The following is a 17,191-nucleotide window of genomic DNA, read 5'->3' on the forward strand; positions in this document are numbered from 1 at the left end:
TGTGGTTTGGCTAGGCGTTGATTTGGGTAATGCCCGGGTCGGACTGGCACTGTCCGACCCGGAGCTGACCTTTGCACACCCGGCCGGCGATATTTACGTTGCCGGTGATTATTTCTATGCCATCGACGACGTGATCGATGTGATTGAGGACGAGCACGTCACCCATGTGGTCGTGGGATTGCCGTTGCAGATGGACGGTACCGAAGGGAAAAGCGCGAAAAAGGCCCGTCGCTGGGCTGCGAATCTGGAAAAGCGCTTGCAGACCTTGCATCCTGATGCGTCGGCGCGGTATCAGGTTCCTCAAGTACTATTCGTTGATGAACGATTGACTACGGTCAGTGCGCATCGCCAGTTATTCGAGGCGAACAAATCCTCGAAGAAGCACAGACCCTTGGTCGATCAGCAGTCGGCAGTGGTGATTTTGCAGACGGCACTCGACCGTGCCGGGAAACAATGAGGTACGGTTTCATGTCAGACAGCATTCATGATTTCTTTGATGAAAACACGCAGTGGGTTGAACATGGAACCGGAGCGGCGCCCGCGGGGGAACCGCCTCAGCCGCCGAAATCTCGCCGTGAGATGCGCAAGCGTCGGCGTCGGCGTCATAATCGGGCCATTGGAACAATCATCGCGGTCGTTGTCGTCATAGCGCTTGTGGCATGTGGCCTCTATTTCGGCATCGAGAAGCTGCATGAGATCCGTGACAGCAACAGTCAAGCCAATACCGCCATTGAGGATTATCCTGGTCCTGGATATGGGGAAGTGTCCTTTACCGTTGAAGAAGGTCAAGGAGCGGTGGAGATTGCCGATGGCCTGTTGAAGGCGGAAGTCATCAAATCCGCCGAAGCCTTCACCAGTTTGGTCAGCGCGAATGATTCCAAACTGTATCCCGGAACCTTCACGCTGAAGAAGCACATGGCCGCCTCGCAGGCGCTTTCCATCCTCACCGATGCCTCAAAGGCGGCGGGCTTCCTGGAAGTCAGGCCGGGCGAGCGGCTCAGCGCGGTCATCGCCGATGCCGTCACGTTGTCCGGCTTCGCGCAGAGCGATTTCGATGCCATTGTCAACGCCAAGGGAGAGGGTATTCTGCCGGCGGAGGCGAACGGCAGTTTTGAAGGGTGGCTTGAGCCCGGCACATACAACGTCAAGTCGATGGGCAGCGCATCGGATATCCTCAAGGCCATGGTCGATAAGCGCATCGCCAAACTCGATGAATTGGGTGTTCCTTCCGGAACCGACCGCGAACGTGTGATGATCATCGCATCCATTGCCGAGGCCGAGGTGAACAAGGCCGACTATTACGCCAAGGTGACGCGGGTCATCGAGAACCGTCTGGCGCAGGGAATGTCATTGGGCATGGATTCCACAGTGGCATACGGCAACAATGTCCAACCCGCGGATGTGACCACGACAATGCTCGAAGACGGGTCGAATCCGTATAACACCTACAAAATCGCCGGCTTGCCGCCTACTCCCATCAGCAATCCCGGCGACAACGCCATCCAGGCAGCATTGAAGCCGGAATCAGGTGACTGGCTGTACTTCTGCACGGTGAACCTTGACACCGGCGAGACCAAGTTCGCCGTCACCGCCGAGGAACATGACAAGAACGTCGCCGAACTGCGTCAGTGGCAAGCCGAAAACGGCCAATAACGTTGCATGTGGGTTAGAGGAGAATCCTTATGCTCTTTTCTATCCCGACGACTTCTATCCGATGACCATATGAGCGACAATCGCCAGAACGGCCCCGAGCGCGATCACCGGCACATACGGCACCTTGCCGGCATGATCCGATGCGGAGCGTCGAGAGTCGAAACGCAGCCACAGCATGATCCAGCCGATTCCCAACACTCCCATGGCGAGCCACCAGACCACCACTGGGAGCAGTCCGAGCATGCCTACGGCCAAGCCCGCGGGCACCAATGCAGTCACGTCACCGAATCCCAGTGATTTAGGCACGAGCAATGCCAGGGCGAGCTGGATCACGCAGCACAGGGCGGTGAACAGGACCGCCTGCAACAGGACGAACAGGTCGTTGGACATCACGCCATACACGAATACGGCAATCATCTGAAGCAGCGAGCCGGCACCCACCCAAGGCAACGGCACCCGTCTCGTGCGTATGTCCACAATGGACAACGCAAGCTCACATAGCAGACCGGGAAGAGTGAACAGGTACGGCATGGCTTACCATTATCCCCTAGTTATTGACCAATGAACGAGAGGGATTGCTATGTTGCGCTGGCAGACGGCGGGGGAGTCTCATGGAGAGGCTCTGGTGGCCATGATCGAAGGACTGCCCGCTGGCATCCGTATCAGCACCGATGATATCGTCTCAGCCTTGGCGCGTCGGCGTCTGGGATACGGGCGCGGCGCACGCATGAAATTCGAGCAGGACAAGGTGCGTCTCCTGACGGGTGTGCGCCATGGATTGACACTTGGCTCCCCGGTGGCCATCGAGATCGCCAACACCGAATGGCCGAAGTGGACCGAAGTGATGAGCGCCGACGCACTCGATCATGAATTGCCTCGGGAGGGACGCAACGCGCCTTTGAGCCGCCCGCGCCCTGGCCATGCCGATCTCACCGGTATGCGCAAGTACGGATTCGATGACGCGCGTCCGGTGCTGGAACGCTCCAGCGCGCGCGAAACCGCGTCTCGTGTGGCATTGGGTGAGGTGGCCAGCCAGTTCCTTGATCAGGCGTTCGGCATCCGCACGGTGTCGCATGTCGTGGCGCTCGGTGGCGTGCACGTCGATGCCGATGCACCGTTGCCCACTCCCGATGATGTCGCCGCTTTGGATGCGTCTCCGGTGCGTACCCTCGACAAGGACGCGGAAAGCCGTATCATCGAACGCATTGACGAGGCGAAGCGTGCTGCGGATACGCTCGGCGGTGTGGTGGAAGTGCTTGCCTACGGCGTGCCGGCAGGTATCGGCACCTATGTGGAATCCGATCGCAGGCTTGACGCGGCACTGGCCGGTGCGATCATGGGCATTCAGGCGTTCAAGGGCGTGGAGATTGGCGATGGCTTCCTCGAAGCCGAACGCCCCGGATCCCAGGCGCATGATGAGATCGTCGTCAACGCAGACGGGCGCATCGGCCGTCTGTCCAACCGTGCCGGCGGCATCGAAGGCGGCATGTCCAACGGACAGGTGATTCGTGTACGCGGTGCCATGAAGCCCATCCCCTCCATTCCGAAGGCCTTGCGTACTGTGGACGTGCTTACCGGCGAGGCCGCGAAGGCCATCAACCAGCGTTCCGACAGCACCGCGGTTCCTGCGGCGGCCGTTGTCGCAGAGGCGATGGTCCGTCTGACCATCGCCCAGTACGCACTAGATAAGTTCGGCGGCGACAGCGTCGAGGAGACACGTCGCAACATGGAGGCATACCTTGCCTCGTGGCCTGAGCATATGCGCTGATTCGTGGGAGAGCTGAATATGTCATCACGCCCCTACGCAGTGATCATCGGCATGATGGGTGCGGGCAAGACCCGTGTCGGCAAGGAAGTCGCCCATATGCTGCGGCTCCCGTTCATCGATGCCGATATCGAGATCGAGCACGAGGTCGGCATGAAGATCCCCGATTATTTCGACCGATACGGTGAACCGGCCTTTCGCGAGGTCGAAGCGGATGTCATCGCCGACGTGCTTGCGGATTTCGAAGGTGTGTTCTCCCTCGGAGGGGGAGCACCTATGACGCCATCCACCCAACGGGAACTCGCCTCGTACATCAGACATGGCGGCAAGGTCGTCTATTTGGACGCCGATCCGCGTGAGGCCATGGAACGCGCCAATCGCGGTGGCGGCAGGCCGATGCTCAACGGCGACGCCAACGCCCGTTGGAAGAAGCTCCACGCACAACGTGACCCGGTATTCCGCGAGGTATCCAACGTCCATGTGCATACCCATGGTCTGACGCCGCAAGGTGCCGCCAAGAAAGTGATAGATATGGTTTCCCAACGAGCAGTTCATGTTGAAGGTGCAGCTATCGATCCATACGATGTGGTCATCGGTGAAGGTGCGATGAACCGATTGGCGGATGTGCTGGGTCCAAAGCCGGCCAAGATCGCGCTCATCCACACGCAACCTGTGCAACGGCATTCCGATCGGGCGCGTACGCTGTTGCGTCAAGGCGGCTATGAGGTATCGGATATCGTGATTCCCGATGCGGAACCGGGCAAGACCATCACAGTGGCGAACGGCATATGGGAACGGCTGGGTGACGAAGGGTTCACTCGCTCCGATGCCGTGGTGGGCCTCGGGGGAGGTGCAGCCACTGATTTGGCGGGCTTCGTGGCAGCAACTTGGATGCGCGGCATCCGATACGTCAATTGCCCGACCTCGCTGCTGGCCATGGTCGATGCCTCCACGGGAGGCAAGACCGGCATCAATACGCAGCAGGGCAAGAATCTGGTAGGTTCCTTCTATACGCCGGCCGGCGTGCTGGCGGACACCACCACATTGTCCTCTCTGCCCAACGACATCTTCATTGAAGGACTCGGCGAGGTAGCGAAATCCGGTTTCATCCGCGATCCCGAGATTCTTCATATCTTGGAGCGGCATGCGGATGAACTCCGGCTTTTCGATGGACAGGCTTTTTTGGGCTCCCCGCTTGAAGAGACCGTGGCGGAGCTCATTGAACGTACTGTTCGGGTGAAGGCCTACCATGTCTCCTCCGATTTGAAGGAAAAGGGACTGCGCGAATTCCTCAACTATGGGCATACGCTGGGCCATGCCATCGAAAAGCTGGAGCACTTCCGCTGGCGTCATGGCAATGCCGTGGCCGTGGGCATGGTGTATGCCGCGGAGCTGGCTCATCTGCTGGGGTACATCGATCAGGATCTGGTCGATTACCATCGTGCGTTGCTCTCCGCGTTGGGATTGCCGATCTCGTGGAATGGCGGCTCGTTCGAGGACGTGCTTGCATTGATGCATCGCGACAAGAAGGCTCGCGGCAACAAGTTGCGCTTTGTGGTGCTTGATTCCATCGGCCATGTAGTGCATCTAGACAATCCGCCCGCCGATGCCGTAGAAGAAGCCTTCCGTCGCATCCAACACTGACGGTGTGGTGGTGCTGATGCGTCGATATCATGGTCGCATCAGCACCTCGCCCTCATTGTTTCGCATTATCGTTTCGTATCATTGATTGATGGCATCGGCGTCATTGGGATGTCATTGGTACTGTCTCCCTCTGCCGAGGGAGGTGCCCCGAAGGGGCGGAGGGAGAGAATAACATGTCCACTGAATTCACCAAGGTCATCGTCGTCAACGGTCCGAATCTCGGACGTCTCGGAGTGCGTCAGCCCGATGTCTATGGCCGTCAGGACCTCGAGGAACTGCGTCGCCTGTGCACGCAGTGGGGCGCTGAACTGGGTCTTGAAGTCGAGGTGCGCCAGACCGACAATGAGGCCGAGATGGTGCATTGGATGCATCAGGCCGCCGACGAGAAGACGCCGGTGGTGATGAATCCCGCGGCCTTCACACACTACTCGTACGCGCTCGCCGACGCAGCCCACATGGTCGGCGACGCGGGTCTGCCATTGATGGAGGTCCACATTTCCAACCCCTCGGCGCGCGACGAATTCCGCAAGCGTTCCGTGATTTCCCCAGTCGCCACCGGCACCATCACGGGAATGGGCTTCTACGGCTACAAACTGGCGCTCGAGGCTGTCGCTCACATCATCGGTCAGTGAGCGTGTCTGCTGAATCATGTGCATCGATTGTTCTTCCTTGGTGAGCTTGGACGATGGTTTGTGGATGGCGCATGTGTGTGTGGCTTGTGGGCGGCCAGGGGCGAACACGCCGGGTCACGTGCGGATGATACAGTGAAATTCCATGGTTAGAAGAACACATGGCAATTCCCAAGAGCACGTTACCAAGCATATTTTCGTTACCGGTGGCGTTGTTTCCTCCCTCGGCAAGGGCCTGACCGCATCTTCCCTCGGACGTCTGCTGCGCAGCCGTGGCATTCACGTGCTGCAGCAGAAGCTTGATCCGTACATCAATGTGGACCCCGGCACGATGAACCCGTTCCAGCACGGTGAGGTGTACGTGACAGAGGATGGTGCGGAGACCGATCTCGACATCGGCCACTACGAACGCTTCCTCGATGTGTTCCTGAGTCAGAAGGCGAACGTCACCACCGGCCAGATCTATCAGGAGGTGCTGCGCAAGGAGCGCGCCGGCGAATACCTCGGCCAGTGCGTGCAGGTCATCCCGCACATCACCAACGAAATCAAGTCCCGCATGCGCGCCCAGGCATCCGATGACGTCGATGTGATCATCACCGAGATCGGCGGCACTGTGGGCGACATCGAATCCCAGCCCTTCCTGGAGGCGGCCCGTGAGGTGCGCCGCGACCTCGGCCCGGAGAACTGCATGTTCGTGCACGTCTCCCTGGTGCCCTACATCTCCGCGGCGCATGAGCTCAAGACCAAGCCGACCCAGCACTCCGTGATGATGCTGCGTCAATTGGGCATCTCCCCGGACGCGCTGGTGCTGCGTTCCGACCGTCCGCTCAACAAGTCCATCAAGGACAAGATCTCCCTGATGTGCGACGTGGACGAGGAAGGTGTGGTCAACTGCGTGGACGCGCCGAGCATCTACGATGTGCCGAAGATCCTCTTCAACGAGGGGCTCGATGCGTATGTGGTGCGTGAGCTCGGTCTGCCGTTCCACGACGTCGACTGGGACGAATGGGCCGACCTGCTCGAGCGCGTCCATCACCCCAAGCATGAGGTGAATATCGCCATTGTCGGCAAGTATATCGACCTGCCGGACGCCTACCTGTCGGTCACCGAGGCCATCAAGGCCGGCGGCTTCGCCAACTGGGCCAAGGTCAACGTCAAGTGGGTCGCCGCAGACCGTTGCGAGACCACCGAAGGTGCGGCCGCAGCCCTCGACAACATCGATGGCATCGTGATTCCCGGTGGCTTCGGCATCCGTGGCATCGAAGGCAAGATCGGAGCGCTGAAGTTCGCCCGTGAGAACGGCCTTCCGGCACTCGGTCTGTGCCTTGGCCTGCAGTCCATGGTCATCGAATACGCCCGCCACGTGCTGGGCATCGAGGACGCCAACTCCACCGAGTTCGAGCCTGATTGCGCCAATCCGGTAATCGCCACCATGGAGGAGCAGAAGGACATTGTGGCCGGTAAGGGTGATATGGGCCACACCATGCGTCTGGGCTCCTATCCGGCTGAGCTGGAGGAGGGCTCCCTGGTCGCTGAGTTGTACGGTACAACGCACGTCACCGAACGCCATCGTCACCGTTACGAGGTCAACGTGGCCTACAAGGACCGGCTGCGCGAAGGCGGCCTGCGCATCTCCGGCCAAAGCCCGGACGGCGAGCTCACCGAGTTCGTCGAGCTTCCGCAGGATGTGCATCCGTTCTACGTGGCCACCCAGGCCCACCCGGAGTTCAAGTCCCGTCCGACCAAGCCGCATCCGTTGTTCGCCGGTCTGGTGAAGGCCGCGCTCGACCACAAGGAAGCTCGCAGCTGAACGGCTGAACACCATTGGCGTAACGCTATGTTGCAAAAACTCTCACTGGGTGCCACCAGCGAGAGTTTTTGCATATATGTGAGCAAGGTCATATGCGCTGAAGGTGGAGAAGAGGCCGATGCCTCTGCATGTTCACGGGGATAGGGCATAATGGCGTCAAGTGCATAAGCACGGGGAACAACCAACGAGAGAGTGTGTAATAGTCACATGACCGATAACTTTGGACAGCCGGTGGGCATATCGCAGCCCGGTATCGCCAAGTCTGTGAGCGATGGTGAGACGACGGCGGTCTTCGCGCCTTTTGACGTCGTGCAGCCACCGGTGAACGGCGTTGCGGAGCATGCCATCCGCGTCAAGCCGCGGAAGCGCCACGTCTGGCCGTGGATTGTGCTGGGTGTCGTGGCGGTGCTGGGCGCAGTATGCGGTGGTGGGTTCTGGTTCTTCCAATCGCACGCTCTTCCCGGCGCCACCCTGTGGGGCAATCCGGTCATGGGGCAGAGCAAGAGCCATATCGCCGCACAGATCGATGATGCGGTGAGCAACACCACGGTGACCGCTTCCTATGAAGGCAAGACCGCCAAAATCTCCCTCAAGGATCTCGGGCTGAGTGTTGATTCCGATGCGATAGCCTCCGATGTGGTCAACGCCAAGCGCGATAGTGCATGGTGGCAGCAGTATGCGTTTTGGGTCAAGAAGAACGTGGATGTAGCTCCTGCTAGCGTCTCGGCTGCGAATAGCACCACCTTGAACTCCAAGCTCGGCGTCGATGAGGTCAAGCCCATCGATGCTTCGGTGAATCTCAACGCGGATAAGAACGCCTTCGATGTGGTGCCTGGCCAGCCGGGCAAGGGCCTGGACGCCAAGCCTGTGGCTGAAGCCGCAGTGGCTTCGATCAAATCGCTCGGCAATGATTCCTCCCCAACCGTAGAGGTCTCATTGAAGAGCACGGATCCACAGATCACCGACACCGTCGCGAATGACGCCAAGTCCACACTTGACAATCTCATCAAGAACCCGGTGGCTATCAAGATCGGCGACCATCAGATTGCTTCCGTCGATGCACGGGCGTTGGCTGCATCCATGCGTGTCGATGCCAACAAGAACGGCAAGCTCGCTTCCGGGGAGACCCGCAACGGATACGTGGTGTTCGATGCGAACAAGATTCAGCAGTATTACGATCAGTCAATCAAGCCCACTTTCCAGACCAGCCGGGAAGACCGTGAGGTCATCGTCAACAATGACGGCGACGAACTGAAGGTCATCAAGGAAGGCCATGACGGTGTCACCATCACCACCGGTGCCGATGGCAGTGTTGGCAACGATGCGGTCGAGGCTCTTGCCAAGGGAAGCGGCTCTGTAAGCGTCGAGGGCACTGTGGATCCAATGCAGACCAAGAAGACCAAACGTCACGTTGTTGTGGATCTGTCCGACCGTCTCGTCCATGTATACGAAAACGATCAGGAGATCAAGACCTTCCATGCATCTGTGGGCGAGGACAACAATCCGACCACGGGCGTGTGCGAAGGCGATCTGTGCACCCCTACCGGTGATTTCAAGGTCTGGCTCAAGTATCCGACCCAGGACATGAGCGGCAGCGTCAAGCTCTCCGACGGCAGCACCTCGACTTGGAACGTCAAGGGCGTGGGCGATGTCAACTACTTCTCCAAGGACGGCTGCGCCATCCACCGTATCGCCAAGTCAAGCTTCACCAGCGACGCCACCATCGCCGGCATGAACAACATCTCCCACGGTTGCGTGGGCATCGGATGGGATGTGTCCGATTGGTTCTACGATTGGTGTCTGATGGGCACCAGCGTGCACGTGCAACTGTGATCGGCTGAATTCATTTCCGCAAAGGCTGTCTCGCAGAGGAAGCTGGAAGGATCTGACTATTCTGAACATCGAATACGGGGCTTGTCATGTCCGTCCATGACGAGCCCCTTGTCATACTCGCGCGTCATGTGCCGCACATCACGTCAGCGCACAGCCAATATGCAGTGTGGGCAGTGGTGTTTAGACACGGGTTCTGTTAGGTTTACGTAGGATATTGAGCAACAAGGAAGGCAGGATGGTGAGCGAAAACACAGCGCCAAACGCCGCCGCTGACGTGGAGATGAGCCAGTACGTGGCCGACCGTTCACGCGTCAACGAGGAAAAGATCAAAAAGGACGACGAGATCATCAGCCAGTTCGGCGATTACAGCTATGGCTGGCACGATTCCGATGCAGCCGGTGAGGCAGCCAAACGAGGCATCGACGAGAATGTGGTCCGAGCCATCAGCGCCGACAAGGGAGAGCCTCAGTGGATGCTCGATATGCGACTGCGCGGCTTCAAGGCTTTTCTGGACAAGCCCATGCCCAAGTGGGGCGTGGATCTGTCCGGCTTCAACGCGGACGATTTCAAGTACTACGTCAAGCCCATTGACAAGCAGGCCAAGACCTGGGAGGAACTGCCCGACGACATCCGCAGCACATATGACCGTCTCGGCATTCCCGAGGCTGAAAAGAAGCGTCTGGTCTCAGGCGTGGCGGCGCAGTACGAGTCCGAGGTGATCTACAACTCCATCCAGGAGGATCTGAAGAACAAGGGCGTGATCTTCGTCGACACCGATACTGCGGTGCGCGAATACCCCGACCTCGTGCGCAAGTATTTCGGCACTGTCGTACCTCCGGAGGACAACAAGTTCGGTGCCCTGAACACTGCCGCATGGTCGGGAGGCTCGTTCGTCTATGTGCCGAAGGGCGTGCATGTCGACATCCCGCTGCAGGCCTACTTCCGTATCAACACCCCCGCCATGGGCCAGTTCGAACGTACGTTGATCATCGCCGATGAAGGCTCCTACGTGCATTACGTGGAAGGCTGCACCGCACCGATCTGGTCCGAGGATTCATTGCACGCCGCCATCGTCGAGATCATCGTCGAGAAGCATGCACGCGTGCGCTACACCACCGTGCAGAACTGGTCCAACAACGTGTACAACCTCGTCACCCAGCGTGCCTATGTACGCGAGGGCGGCACGATGGAATGGGTGGATGGCAACATCGGCTCCAAGGCCACCATGAAATACCCGGCCTGCATCCTCGCCGAGCCGTATGCGAAGGCCTCCACCATGTCGCTTGGTTTCGCCGGCAAGGGCCAGTATCAGGACACCGGTGCGAAGATGATTCATCTCGCCCCGCACACCAGTTCCACCATCGTGGCGAAGTCCATCTCCCGCGGTGGAGGTCGCTCCGCCTATCGCGGTCTCGTCAAGATTGTCAAGGGCGCGGAAGGCTCGTCCAACTCCACGGTGTGTGACGCACTGCTCGTCGACGATTTCTCCCGCTCGGACACCTACCCGCATGTGGATGTGCGTGAGGATGACGTCTCCATGGCGCATGAGGCCACCGTTTCGAAGATCTCCGAAGACCAGCTCTTCTACCTGATGAGTCGAGGACTCACCGAAGAGGAGGCGCAGGGCATGATCGTACGCGGCTTCGTGGAGCCGATCAGCCGCGAGTTGCCGATGGAATACGCGCTTGAACTCAACAGACTTGTGGAACTTCAGATGGAAGGATCGGTGGGCTGATAGCAATGGCCGATACAACAACACCCGTCAAGGAAATCAACATTCCGGTGGCGGATCCCAATGACCCGTATGCGGTTCCGGCGGCCATGCCGTCCTCGGTCGACCACGCCGTCCGCTCGTTCGACGCGAACGACTACCCTGAACCCGACCGCAAGCAGGATGAATGGCGATACACGCCCATCGAACGCATCAGCGAGTTCTTCAACGTGTTCAAGCCGTCAGGCGAAACACAGATCGAAGTCTCGATGATTGATGGATCGCCGCTGGCCGAAGGCATCAAGCTTACGCAGACGAAGCTCGGTGAAGGCCTGTCCGGCACGGTGTCCAAACCGAATGACCGAGTCTCCGCCGTGGAATGGGAATCCGGTGCCACCGCCACCATTCTTGAATTGGAAGGTGAGATCGCCCAGCCGGTGCTGGTCAAGGTGCATGGCGCGGGGGAGGACCTCGATGCGTTCCATCTGGTGATCGCCGCGGCCGACCGTGCGCATGCCGATGTTGTCATCGAGCATGACGGCGATGCGCGTCTGGCCGAAGGCGTTGAAATCACCACGGGCAAAGATTCCCATGTTTCCACCACCTTCATTCAGGAATGGGCGAAAACCGCCAAGCATGTGGGCAACCATCGCATCCACGTAGGCGAGGGCGCGTCCCTGCGCCATTCCGTGGTGACATTGAGCGGCGACATCGTGCGCATCCGCATGGACCAGGATTTCGGTGGCGAGCAGGGCGACCTCAACATGCTCGGCATCTACTTCGTCGATCCCGGCGAGCATATCGAGCACCGCACGATGGTGGTTCACAACCATCCCGACTGCAAGTCACGCGTCGTGTACAAGGGTGCCTTGGATGGCAAGGGCGCGCACTCCACATGGGTGGGCAACGCGCTTATCCAGCCCACAGCGCCCGGCACTGATTCCTACGAGCTCAACCGCAACCTCGTGCTGACGCCGGGAGCCATCGCCGATTCCGAACCGAACCTCGAGATTGAGAACGGCAACATCATCGGTGCAGGCCACGCCTCCTCGGTCGGCCGTTTCGATGATGAGGAGCTGTTCTACCTCGAGTCCCGCGGCATTCCCGAAGCCGATGCCCGCAAGCTCGTGGTACGAGGCTTCTTCGGCGAACTCGTGGAGGAGATCGGCATCCCCGCCATCTCCGAGCATCTGATGGATGTCATCGATCGCCGCCTCGCACGTGGCGAGAACAAAGCCGTGGCGCAGGTCCTAGAAGACAAGTAAGCCCCCGGCCGCAAGTTACGAACACACGTTATTAGGAGCACAACATGTCAACACTCGAAATCAAGGATCTTCACGTTCATGTGGAGACCAAGGAAGGCACCAAGCAGATTCTCAAGGGTGCCACCCTGACCGTCCACTCCGGTGAGACGCATGCCATCATGGGACCGAACGGTTCCGGCAAGTCCACATTGGCGTACACGCTCGCCGGCCATCCCAAGTATGTGGTTGATTCCGGCGAAGCGCTGCTCGACGGACAGGACATCCTCAAAATGACCCCGGATGAGCGCGCCAAGGCAGGCCTGTTCCTGGCCATGCAGTATCCGGTGGAGGTGCCGGGCGTCTCCATGACCAACTTCCTGCGGACCGCGAAGACCGAGATCGATGGTGAGGCGCCGGGCATCCGTCAGTGGGCCAAGGATCTGTCCGAAGCCATGAAGCGTCTCAAGATGGATCCGAAGTTCGCCACCCGTTCGGTCAATGAAGGCTTCTCCGGCGGTGAGAAGAAGCGCGCCGAAGTGCTGCAGCTCGAACTGCTCAAGCCGAAGTTCGCCATCCTCGACGAGACCGATTCGGGCCTCGACGTCGACGCCCTGCGCATCGTATCCGAAGGTGTGAACCGTGCCAAGGAAGCCAACCAGTTCGGCATTCTCATGGTCACGCACTACACGCGCATCCTGAAGTACATCAAGCCGGACATCGTGCATGTGTTCGCTGATGGCCACTTCGTCAAGACCGGCGGTCCGGAGCTGGCCGACGAGCTTGAAGAGCATGGTTACGACGCCTACCTGCCTGAAGGTGCCGATTCCGAATCCGCGCTGGCCTAGCCTGATATTGCACTCTGACCGCACGTTCCCTACGGAAATATCGTTACGATGAGTGGGTCAGTATAAACGGAACGGGAAAGCACAGCACAACGAAGGGGAATGATAATGGTTGATTTTGAGGCGATTCGGGGTGAGTTCCCGATTCTGGACCAGCGGATCCATGGGCACCCGCTGGTGTATCTGGATTCCGCGGCGACCTCGCAGAAGCCGAATGCGGTGATTGACGCCGAGGCCGATTTCTATCGCACCATCAACGCCGGCGTGCACCGCGGCGCACACGAGTTGGCCGCCCGCAGCACGATGGCCTTCGAGGAGGCCCGCGCCAAGGTCGCCAAGCTGGTCGGCGCGAACGCCGCCGAAGGCGAGGAGGAGATCGTGGTCACCGGTGGTGCCACCGCAGGTTTGAACCTGTTGGCCACCGCTTTCGGCAATGCATCTCTCGGGCGCGGGGGAGAGGCGGCGAAGTGCTTCGCTCTGAAGCCCGGTGACGAGATCGTCGTCTCTCGTGCGGAGCATCATTCCGTGCTGCTCCCGTTCCAGGAACTGGCTTACCGCACTGGGGCTGCGTTCAAGTGGATCGATCTGACCGAGGATGGTCGCGTGCGCACCGACAATCTCGATGAGGTCATCACCGAGCGCACCAAGGTGGTCGCCGTCACCCATGTGGGCAATACGACCGGTGCCATCACCGATGTCGCGCCCATCATCAAGCGCGCGCACGCCGTGGGTGCCGTGTTCATTCTGGACGCATGCCAGTCCGTGCCTCATCTCAAAGTCGATTTCCATGCGTTGGATGTCGATTTTGCGGCATGGAGCGCACACAAGATGTACGGCCCGACCGGCGTCGGCTTCCTGTACGGCAAGCGCGAACTGCTCGAGGCGCTGCCGCCGGCCAACTTCGGCGGTTCCATGGTGGAACTCGCCTATATGGACCATGAGGCACAGTACATGGCCCCGCCGGCACGCTTCGAAGCCGGCACCCAGCCGGTGGCTCAGGTGGTCGCCGCAGGTGTGGCAGCCGAATGGATGATGAACATCGGTCTTGAGAACATCGAGGCACATGAGCGGACCATCGCCGCCGAACTGCTCAAGCTCGGCGACATCGACGGCATCCGTATTCTGGGACCGCGTGAGAACGTGAACCGTATCGGCACGGTGGCGTTCGACGTCAAGGGCGTGCATCCGCATGATGTGGGCCAGTACATCGACGCACAGGGCATCGCCATCCGTGTCGGACATCATTGCGCTCAGCCGGTTCATCGTCATTTCGGCCTGTATGCGTCCAACCGGGCCTCCAGCGGCGTCTACAATTCCGTGGAGGACGCCCAGACATTGATCGAGGCGGCACAAGGCATCCGTAAGTTCTTTGAAGTGGAGTAGTTGCATTTATGAGTGATTTCGGCATGAGCGGAGACGAACTCGAGCAGATGTATCAGGAGGTCATTCTTGAGGCTTCCAAGCATCCGCATGGCAAGGAGTCGTTCGCTCCTGATGCTGCGACGGAGCAATCCGGTGAGGCCGTTGCCAATACGACGGTTCGCGCCACCCACGAGTATTGCACTCCCGGTGAATCGCATCAGTTCAACCCCACATGCGGTGATGAGGCCACCGTCCACGTGGAGGTGTCCGATGACGAGCCCCACACCATCAAGCGTCTGGTATGGGACGGCCACGGCTGTTCGATCTCCCAGGCCAGTCTGTCCGTGATGGTGGATCTCGTGGACGGCAAAACCGTGGAAGAGGCCATGGGATTGGAGCAGGTGTTCCATAAGCTCATGGAATCACGCGGTGCCGGTCTGCACGATGAGGCATTGGAAGACAAATTGGGCGATGCCGTTGTATTCCAAGGCGTATCCAAATACCCTATGCGTATCAAATGCGCTCTGCTAGGCTGGGAGGGGCTGAAGGATTCCATCGCCAAAGCCCTTGCCGCAAAGAACTGAGGTAGTTTATGACCGACAACAATCTGGTTCCCGAACCGCAGCCGTCCATCTTCGACGCCGTCAATGACGTGCTGAAGGACGAGGAGGCCTCGCGCCGTGTGATGATGAACCCTGCATTGGCCAAGGGATTTCCGAACGGGCATCCGGTTGAGCCTGCCAATCATGATGATGACACCTGTGCCTGCGGCAATCATCATGGTGCCTGCGGGTGTGCGGACGAGCCCGACAAGTCGGACGGCAATGACATTCCGTTGAAGGCTGTGGACGACATCGGTCGCGCCACCGCAGAGGATGTGCGTGAGGCGCTGCATCAGGTCATCGACCCGGAGTTGGGCATCGACGTCATCGACCTCGGTCTGGTGTACGGCATTGAAATCGACGAGCTCGGCCGTGCCATCATCACGATGACGCTGACCACGCCGGCATGCCCGCTTACTGACCTCATCGAAGACGAATGCGCCTCCACGTTGGCCGGTCTGGTCGAGGAATTCCGCATCGATTGGACGTGGGATCCCCGTTGGACCATGGACCGCATCACTCCTGAGGGGCGCGACCAACTCGCGGCCCTTGGATTCAACTTCGACAACATGCCGCAGTACTGATCGAATTCGGCTCAGCTGCCACAGAGCGATGCCAGTTCAGTAAGCTGAGATATGCAAAGGCCCCGCGAATCATATCGCGGGGCCTTTGCATACTATGATGCCGTCAATCAGTCATCGACTATGGTGTTCTTCGGCACTACGGTGATGCCATCCGGAGTGACCGTGAAGCCACGTGCCAGATCGTGCTCGGTGTCGATGCCGACCGTGGAGTTCTCGGTGAGCACCACGTTCTTGTCGAGAATCGCCTTGTAGACGCGTGCGCGGCGGTTGATGATCACACCGTCGAACAGCACGGAGTCCACGATCTGGGCCCAAGAATGGATGCGCACGTTGGGGGAGAGCACGGAATGGTGCACTTCGCCACCGGAGACGATCACGCCGGGGGAGACAATCGAATCCGTGGCGTGGCCGAGACGGTCACGGCCGGCGTGCACGAACTTGGCCGGCGGCAGGTTGCCGGACATCGTGTAGATCGGCCAATCCTGGTTGTACAAGTTGAACTCAGGCACATAGGCGATCAGATCCATGTGCGCATCGTAGAACTGCTTGATGGTACCCACGTCGCGCCAGTATGCGTGATCGGTGGCCGTGGCACCGGGAATCTCGTTGGAATTGAAGTCGTATACGCCGGCCTCGTTGCGCGACGCGAAGTAGGGGGCGATGTCGCCGCCCATATCGTGCTTGGTGTCTGCGGCTTTCTCGTCGAGCGCCAGAGCCTCGAACAGCGCCTTGGTGTTGGCCACATAGTTGCCCATGGAAGCCAGGATTTGGTTCGGGTTGTCGGGCAGGCCGGTGGTGGAGGCGGGCTTCTCCTCGAAGTTCTTGATCATGTTCGGATGATCGGGATCAACTTGGATCACGCCGAATTGCTTCGATTCTTCAATGGGCTGGCGGATGCCGGCGACGGTAAACTCAGCGCCGGATTCGATATGCTGCTGCACCATCTGCTCGAAGTCCATGCGGTAGACGTGGTCGGCGCCGACGATGACCACGATGTCAGGCTGAACATCCTCGATGATGTTGATGGTCTGGTAGATGGCATCTGCCGAACCAAGGTACCAGTGCTTGCCGAGTCGCTGCTGCGCCGGCACAGGGGAGACGTACGAACCCAGCAGGGGGGAGAATCGCCACACTTGGGAGATATGGCGGTCGAGCGAGTGAGACTTGTACTGTGTCAGTACCACCACCTGGCGATACCCTGAATTCACCAGATTGCTGAGCGGGAAATCGATCAGGCGGTACACGCCTCCGAAGGGGACAGCGGGCTTGGCCCGGTCTCGGGTTAACGGCATCAGACGGGTCCCCTCACCGCCTGCAAGCACAATCGACAGAATCTTAGGATTCTTAGCCATCGTTTATCCTCTCTTGTCGGAGCGTCTTTCGACACCGCACTGCTCGGCCAAACGCATCGTTGCATCTGGTTTACATAGTTAATAATTGCAGAAAAAAACGAACATGCAAGGATATCGCTTCCGCGTGCCGTGAACTTGTGATGAACTGTTGCGCGTATTC

At 59.3% G+C, this 17,191-nt stretch carries 15 protein-coding genes; 13 read left to right on the plus strand and 2 right to left on the minus strand.

The window, feature by feature from the left end; genetic code table 11:
• Position 1 precedes the first annotated feature (1 nt).
• Positions 2–457, plus strand: a complete 456-nt coding sequence (gene ruvX, locus BW09_RS06405; protein WP_044088369.1) for a Holliday junction resolvase RuvX — start codon at positions 2–4, stop codon at positions 455–457.
• 11 nt (positions 458–468) lie between these two features.
• Positions 469–1,653 (plus strand): endolytic transglycosylase MltG, encoded by a 1,185-nt coding sequence (gene mltG, locus BW09_RS06410; protein WP_044088368.1) that lies wholly within the window; start codon positions 469–471, stop codon positions 1,651–1,653.
• A gap of 54 nt (positions 1,654–1,707) precedes the next feature.
• Here mltG and BW09_RS06415 read toward each other — a convergent pair whose 3' ends face one another.
• On the minus strand, positions 1,708–2,184 hold the full coding sequence (locus tag BW09_RS06415) for a prepilin peptidase (protein WP_044088367.1): 477 nt from the start codon (positions 2,182–2,184) through the stop codon (positions 1,708–1,710).
• Between the two features lie 49 nt (positions 2,185–2,233).
• Between BW09_RS06415 and aroC the strand changes: the two genes are divergently transcribed.
• From aroC to BW09_RS06475, 11 genes are all read left to right on the plus strand, one after another.
• Positions 2,234–3,421, plus strand: a complete 1,188-nt coding sequence (aroC, locus tag BW09_RS06420) for a chorismate synthase (RefSeq protein ID WP_044088366.1) — start codon at positions 2,234–2,236, stop codon at positions 3,419–3,421.
• Between the two features lie 18 nt (positions 3,422–3,439).
• Positions 3,440–5,062 carry a bifunctional shikimate kinase/3-dehydroquinate synthase gene (locus tag BW09_RS06425; protein ID WP_044088365.1) on the plus strand — a complete coding sequence of 541 codons (1,623 nt, stop codon included), beginning with the start codon at positions 3,440–3,442 and terminating at the stop codon, positions 5,060–5,062.
• Between the two features lie 173 nt (positions 5,063–5,235).
• Positions 5,236–5,694, plus strand: coding sequence for a type II 3-dehydroquinate dehydratase (gene aroQ, locus BW09_RS06430; RefSeq protein WP_044088364.1), 459 nt, complete (start codon positions 5,236–5,238; stop codon positions 5,692–5,694).
• Between the two features lie 142 nt (positions 5,695–5,836).
• A complete protein-coding gene (locus BW09_RS06440) occupies positions 5,837–7,501 on the plus strand; it encodes a CTP synthase (protein WP_044088362.1) in 1,665 nt (554 codons plus the stop codon).
• 207 nt (positions 7,502–7,708) lie between these two features.
• A complete protein-coding gene (locus BW09_RS06445) occupies positions 7,709–9,334 on the plus strand; it encodes a L,D-transpeptidase family protein (protein WP_140462910.1) in 1,626 nt (541 codons plus the stop codon).
• Positions 9,335–9,569: 235 nt separating this feature from the next.
• The gene (gene sufB / locus BW09_RS06450) at positions 9,570–11,069 is read left to right on the plus strand and encodes a Fe-S cluster assembly protein SufB (protein WP_140462913.1); all 1,500 of its coding nucleotides are present in this window, start codon (positions 9,570–9,572) and stop codon (positions 11,067–11,069) included.
• 5 nt (positions 11,070–11,074) lie between these two features.
• Positions 11,075–12,310: a Fe-S cluster assembly protein SufD gene (sufD, locus tag BW09_RS06455; RefSeq protein WP_140462915.1), complete on the plus strand. Its 1,236-nt coding sequence runs from the start codon at positions 11,075–11,077 to the stop codon at positions 12,308–12,310.
• 44 nt (positions 12,311–12,354) lie between these two features.
• Positions 12,355–13,134, plus strand: coding sequence for a Fe-S cluster assembly ATPase SufC (gene sufC / locus BW09_RS06460; RefSeq protein ID WP_044088357.1), 780 nt, complete (start codon positions 12,355–12,357; stop codon positions 13,132–13,134).
• A gap of 105 nt (positions 13,135–13,239) precedes the next feature.
• Positions 13,240–14,514, plus strand: a complete 1,275-nt coding sequence (locus BW09_RS06465; RefSeq protein WP_140462917.1) for a cysteine desulfurase — start codon at positions 13,240–13,242, stop codon at positions 14,512–14,514.
• A gap of 8 nt (positions 14,515–14,522) precedes the next feature.
• Positions 14,523–15,077, plus strand: a complete 555-nt coding sequence (gene sufU / locus BW09_RS06470; RefSeq protein ID WP_140462919.1) for a Fe-S cluster assembly sulfur transfer protein SufU — start codon at positions 14,523–14,525, stop codon at positions 15,075–15,077.
• An 8-nt stretch (positions 15,078–15,085) separates the two neighbouring features.
• Positions 15,086–15,679 (plus strand): metal-sulfur cluster assembly factor, encoded by a 594-nt coding sequence (locus tag BW09_RS06475; RefSeq protein ID WP_140462921.1) that lies wholly within the window; start codon positions 15,086–15,088, stop codon positions 15,677–15,679.
• A 107-nt stretch (positions 15,680–15,786) separates the two neighbouring features.
• Here the strand turns inward: BW09_RS06475 and glgC are convergent, their stop codons facing one another.
• Entirely contained in the window at positions 15,787–17,031 is a 1,245-nt protein-coding gene (glgC, locus tag BW09_RS06480) for a glucose-1-phosphate adenylyltransferase (RefSeq protein ID WP_140462923.1), read from the minus strand.
• Positions 17,032–17,191: the final 160 nt, after the last annotated feature.

This window comes from Bifidobacterium sp. UTCIF-1, from assembly GCF_006408915.1.
In the GTDB taxonomy this organism is placed as follows: Bacteria; Actinomycetota; Actinomycetes; order Actinomycetales; family Bifidobacteriaceae; genus Bifidobacterium; species Bifidobacterium reuteri.

Bases quoted from the DNA above. Each gene is read 5' to 3' on its own strand.
- mltG (WP_044088368.1), top strand. From the start codon at position 469: ATGTCAGACAGCATTCATGATTTCTTTGATGAAAACACGCAGTGGGTT.
- BW09_RS06415 (WP_044088367.1), bottom strand. From the start codon at position 2,184: ATGCCGTACCTGTTCACTCTTCCCGGTCTGCTATGTGAGCTTGCGTTG.
- aroC (WP_044088366.1), top strand. From the start codon at position 2,234: ATGTTGCGCTGGCAGACGGCGGGGGAGTCTCATGGAGAGGCTCTGGTG.
- BW09_RS06425 (WP_044088365.1), top strand. From the start codon at position 3,440: ATGTCATCACGCCCCTACGCAGTGATCATCGGCATGATGGGTGCGGGC.
- aroQ (WP_044088364.1), top strand. From the start codon at position 5,236: ATGTCCACTGAATTCACCAAGGTCATCGTCGTCAACGGTCCGAATCTC.
- BW09_RS06440 (WP_044088362.1), top strand. From the start codon at position 5,837: ATGGTTAGAAGAACACATGGCAATTCCCAAGAGCACGTTACCAAGCAT.
- BW09_RS06445 (WP_140462910.1), top strand. From the start codon at position 7,709: ATGACCGATAACTTTGGACAGCCGGTGGGCATATCGCAGCCCGGTATC.
- sufB (WP_140462913.1), top strand. From the start codon at position 9,570: ATGGTGAGCGAAAACACAGCGCCAAACGCCGCCGCTGACGTGGAGATG.
- sufD (WP_140462915.1), top strand. From the start codon at position 11,075: ATGGCCGATACAACAACACCCGTCAAGGAAATCAACATTCCGGTGGCG.
- sufC (WP_044088357.1), top strand. From the start codon at position 12,355: ATGTCAACACTCGAAATCAAGGATCTTCACGTTCATGTGGAGACCAAG.
- BW09_RS06465 (WP_140462917.1), top strand. From the start codon at position 13,240: ATGGTTGATTTTGAGGCGATTCGGGGTGAGTTCCCGATTCTGGACCAG.
- sufU (WP_140462919.1), top strand. From the start codon at position 14,523: ATGAGTGATTTCGGCATGAGCGGAGACGAACTCGAGCAGATGTATCAG.
- BW09_RS06475 (WP_140462921.1), top strand. From the start codon at position 15,086: ATGACCGACAACAATCTGGTTCCCGAACCGCAGCCGTCCATCTTCGAC.
- glgC (WP_140462923.1), bottom strand. From the start codon at position 17,031: ATGGCTAAGAATCCTAAGATTCTGTCGATTGTGCTTGCAGGCGGTGAG.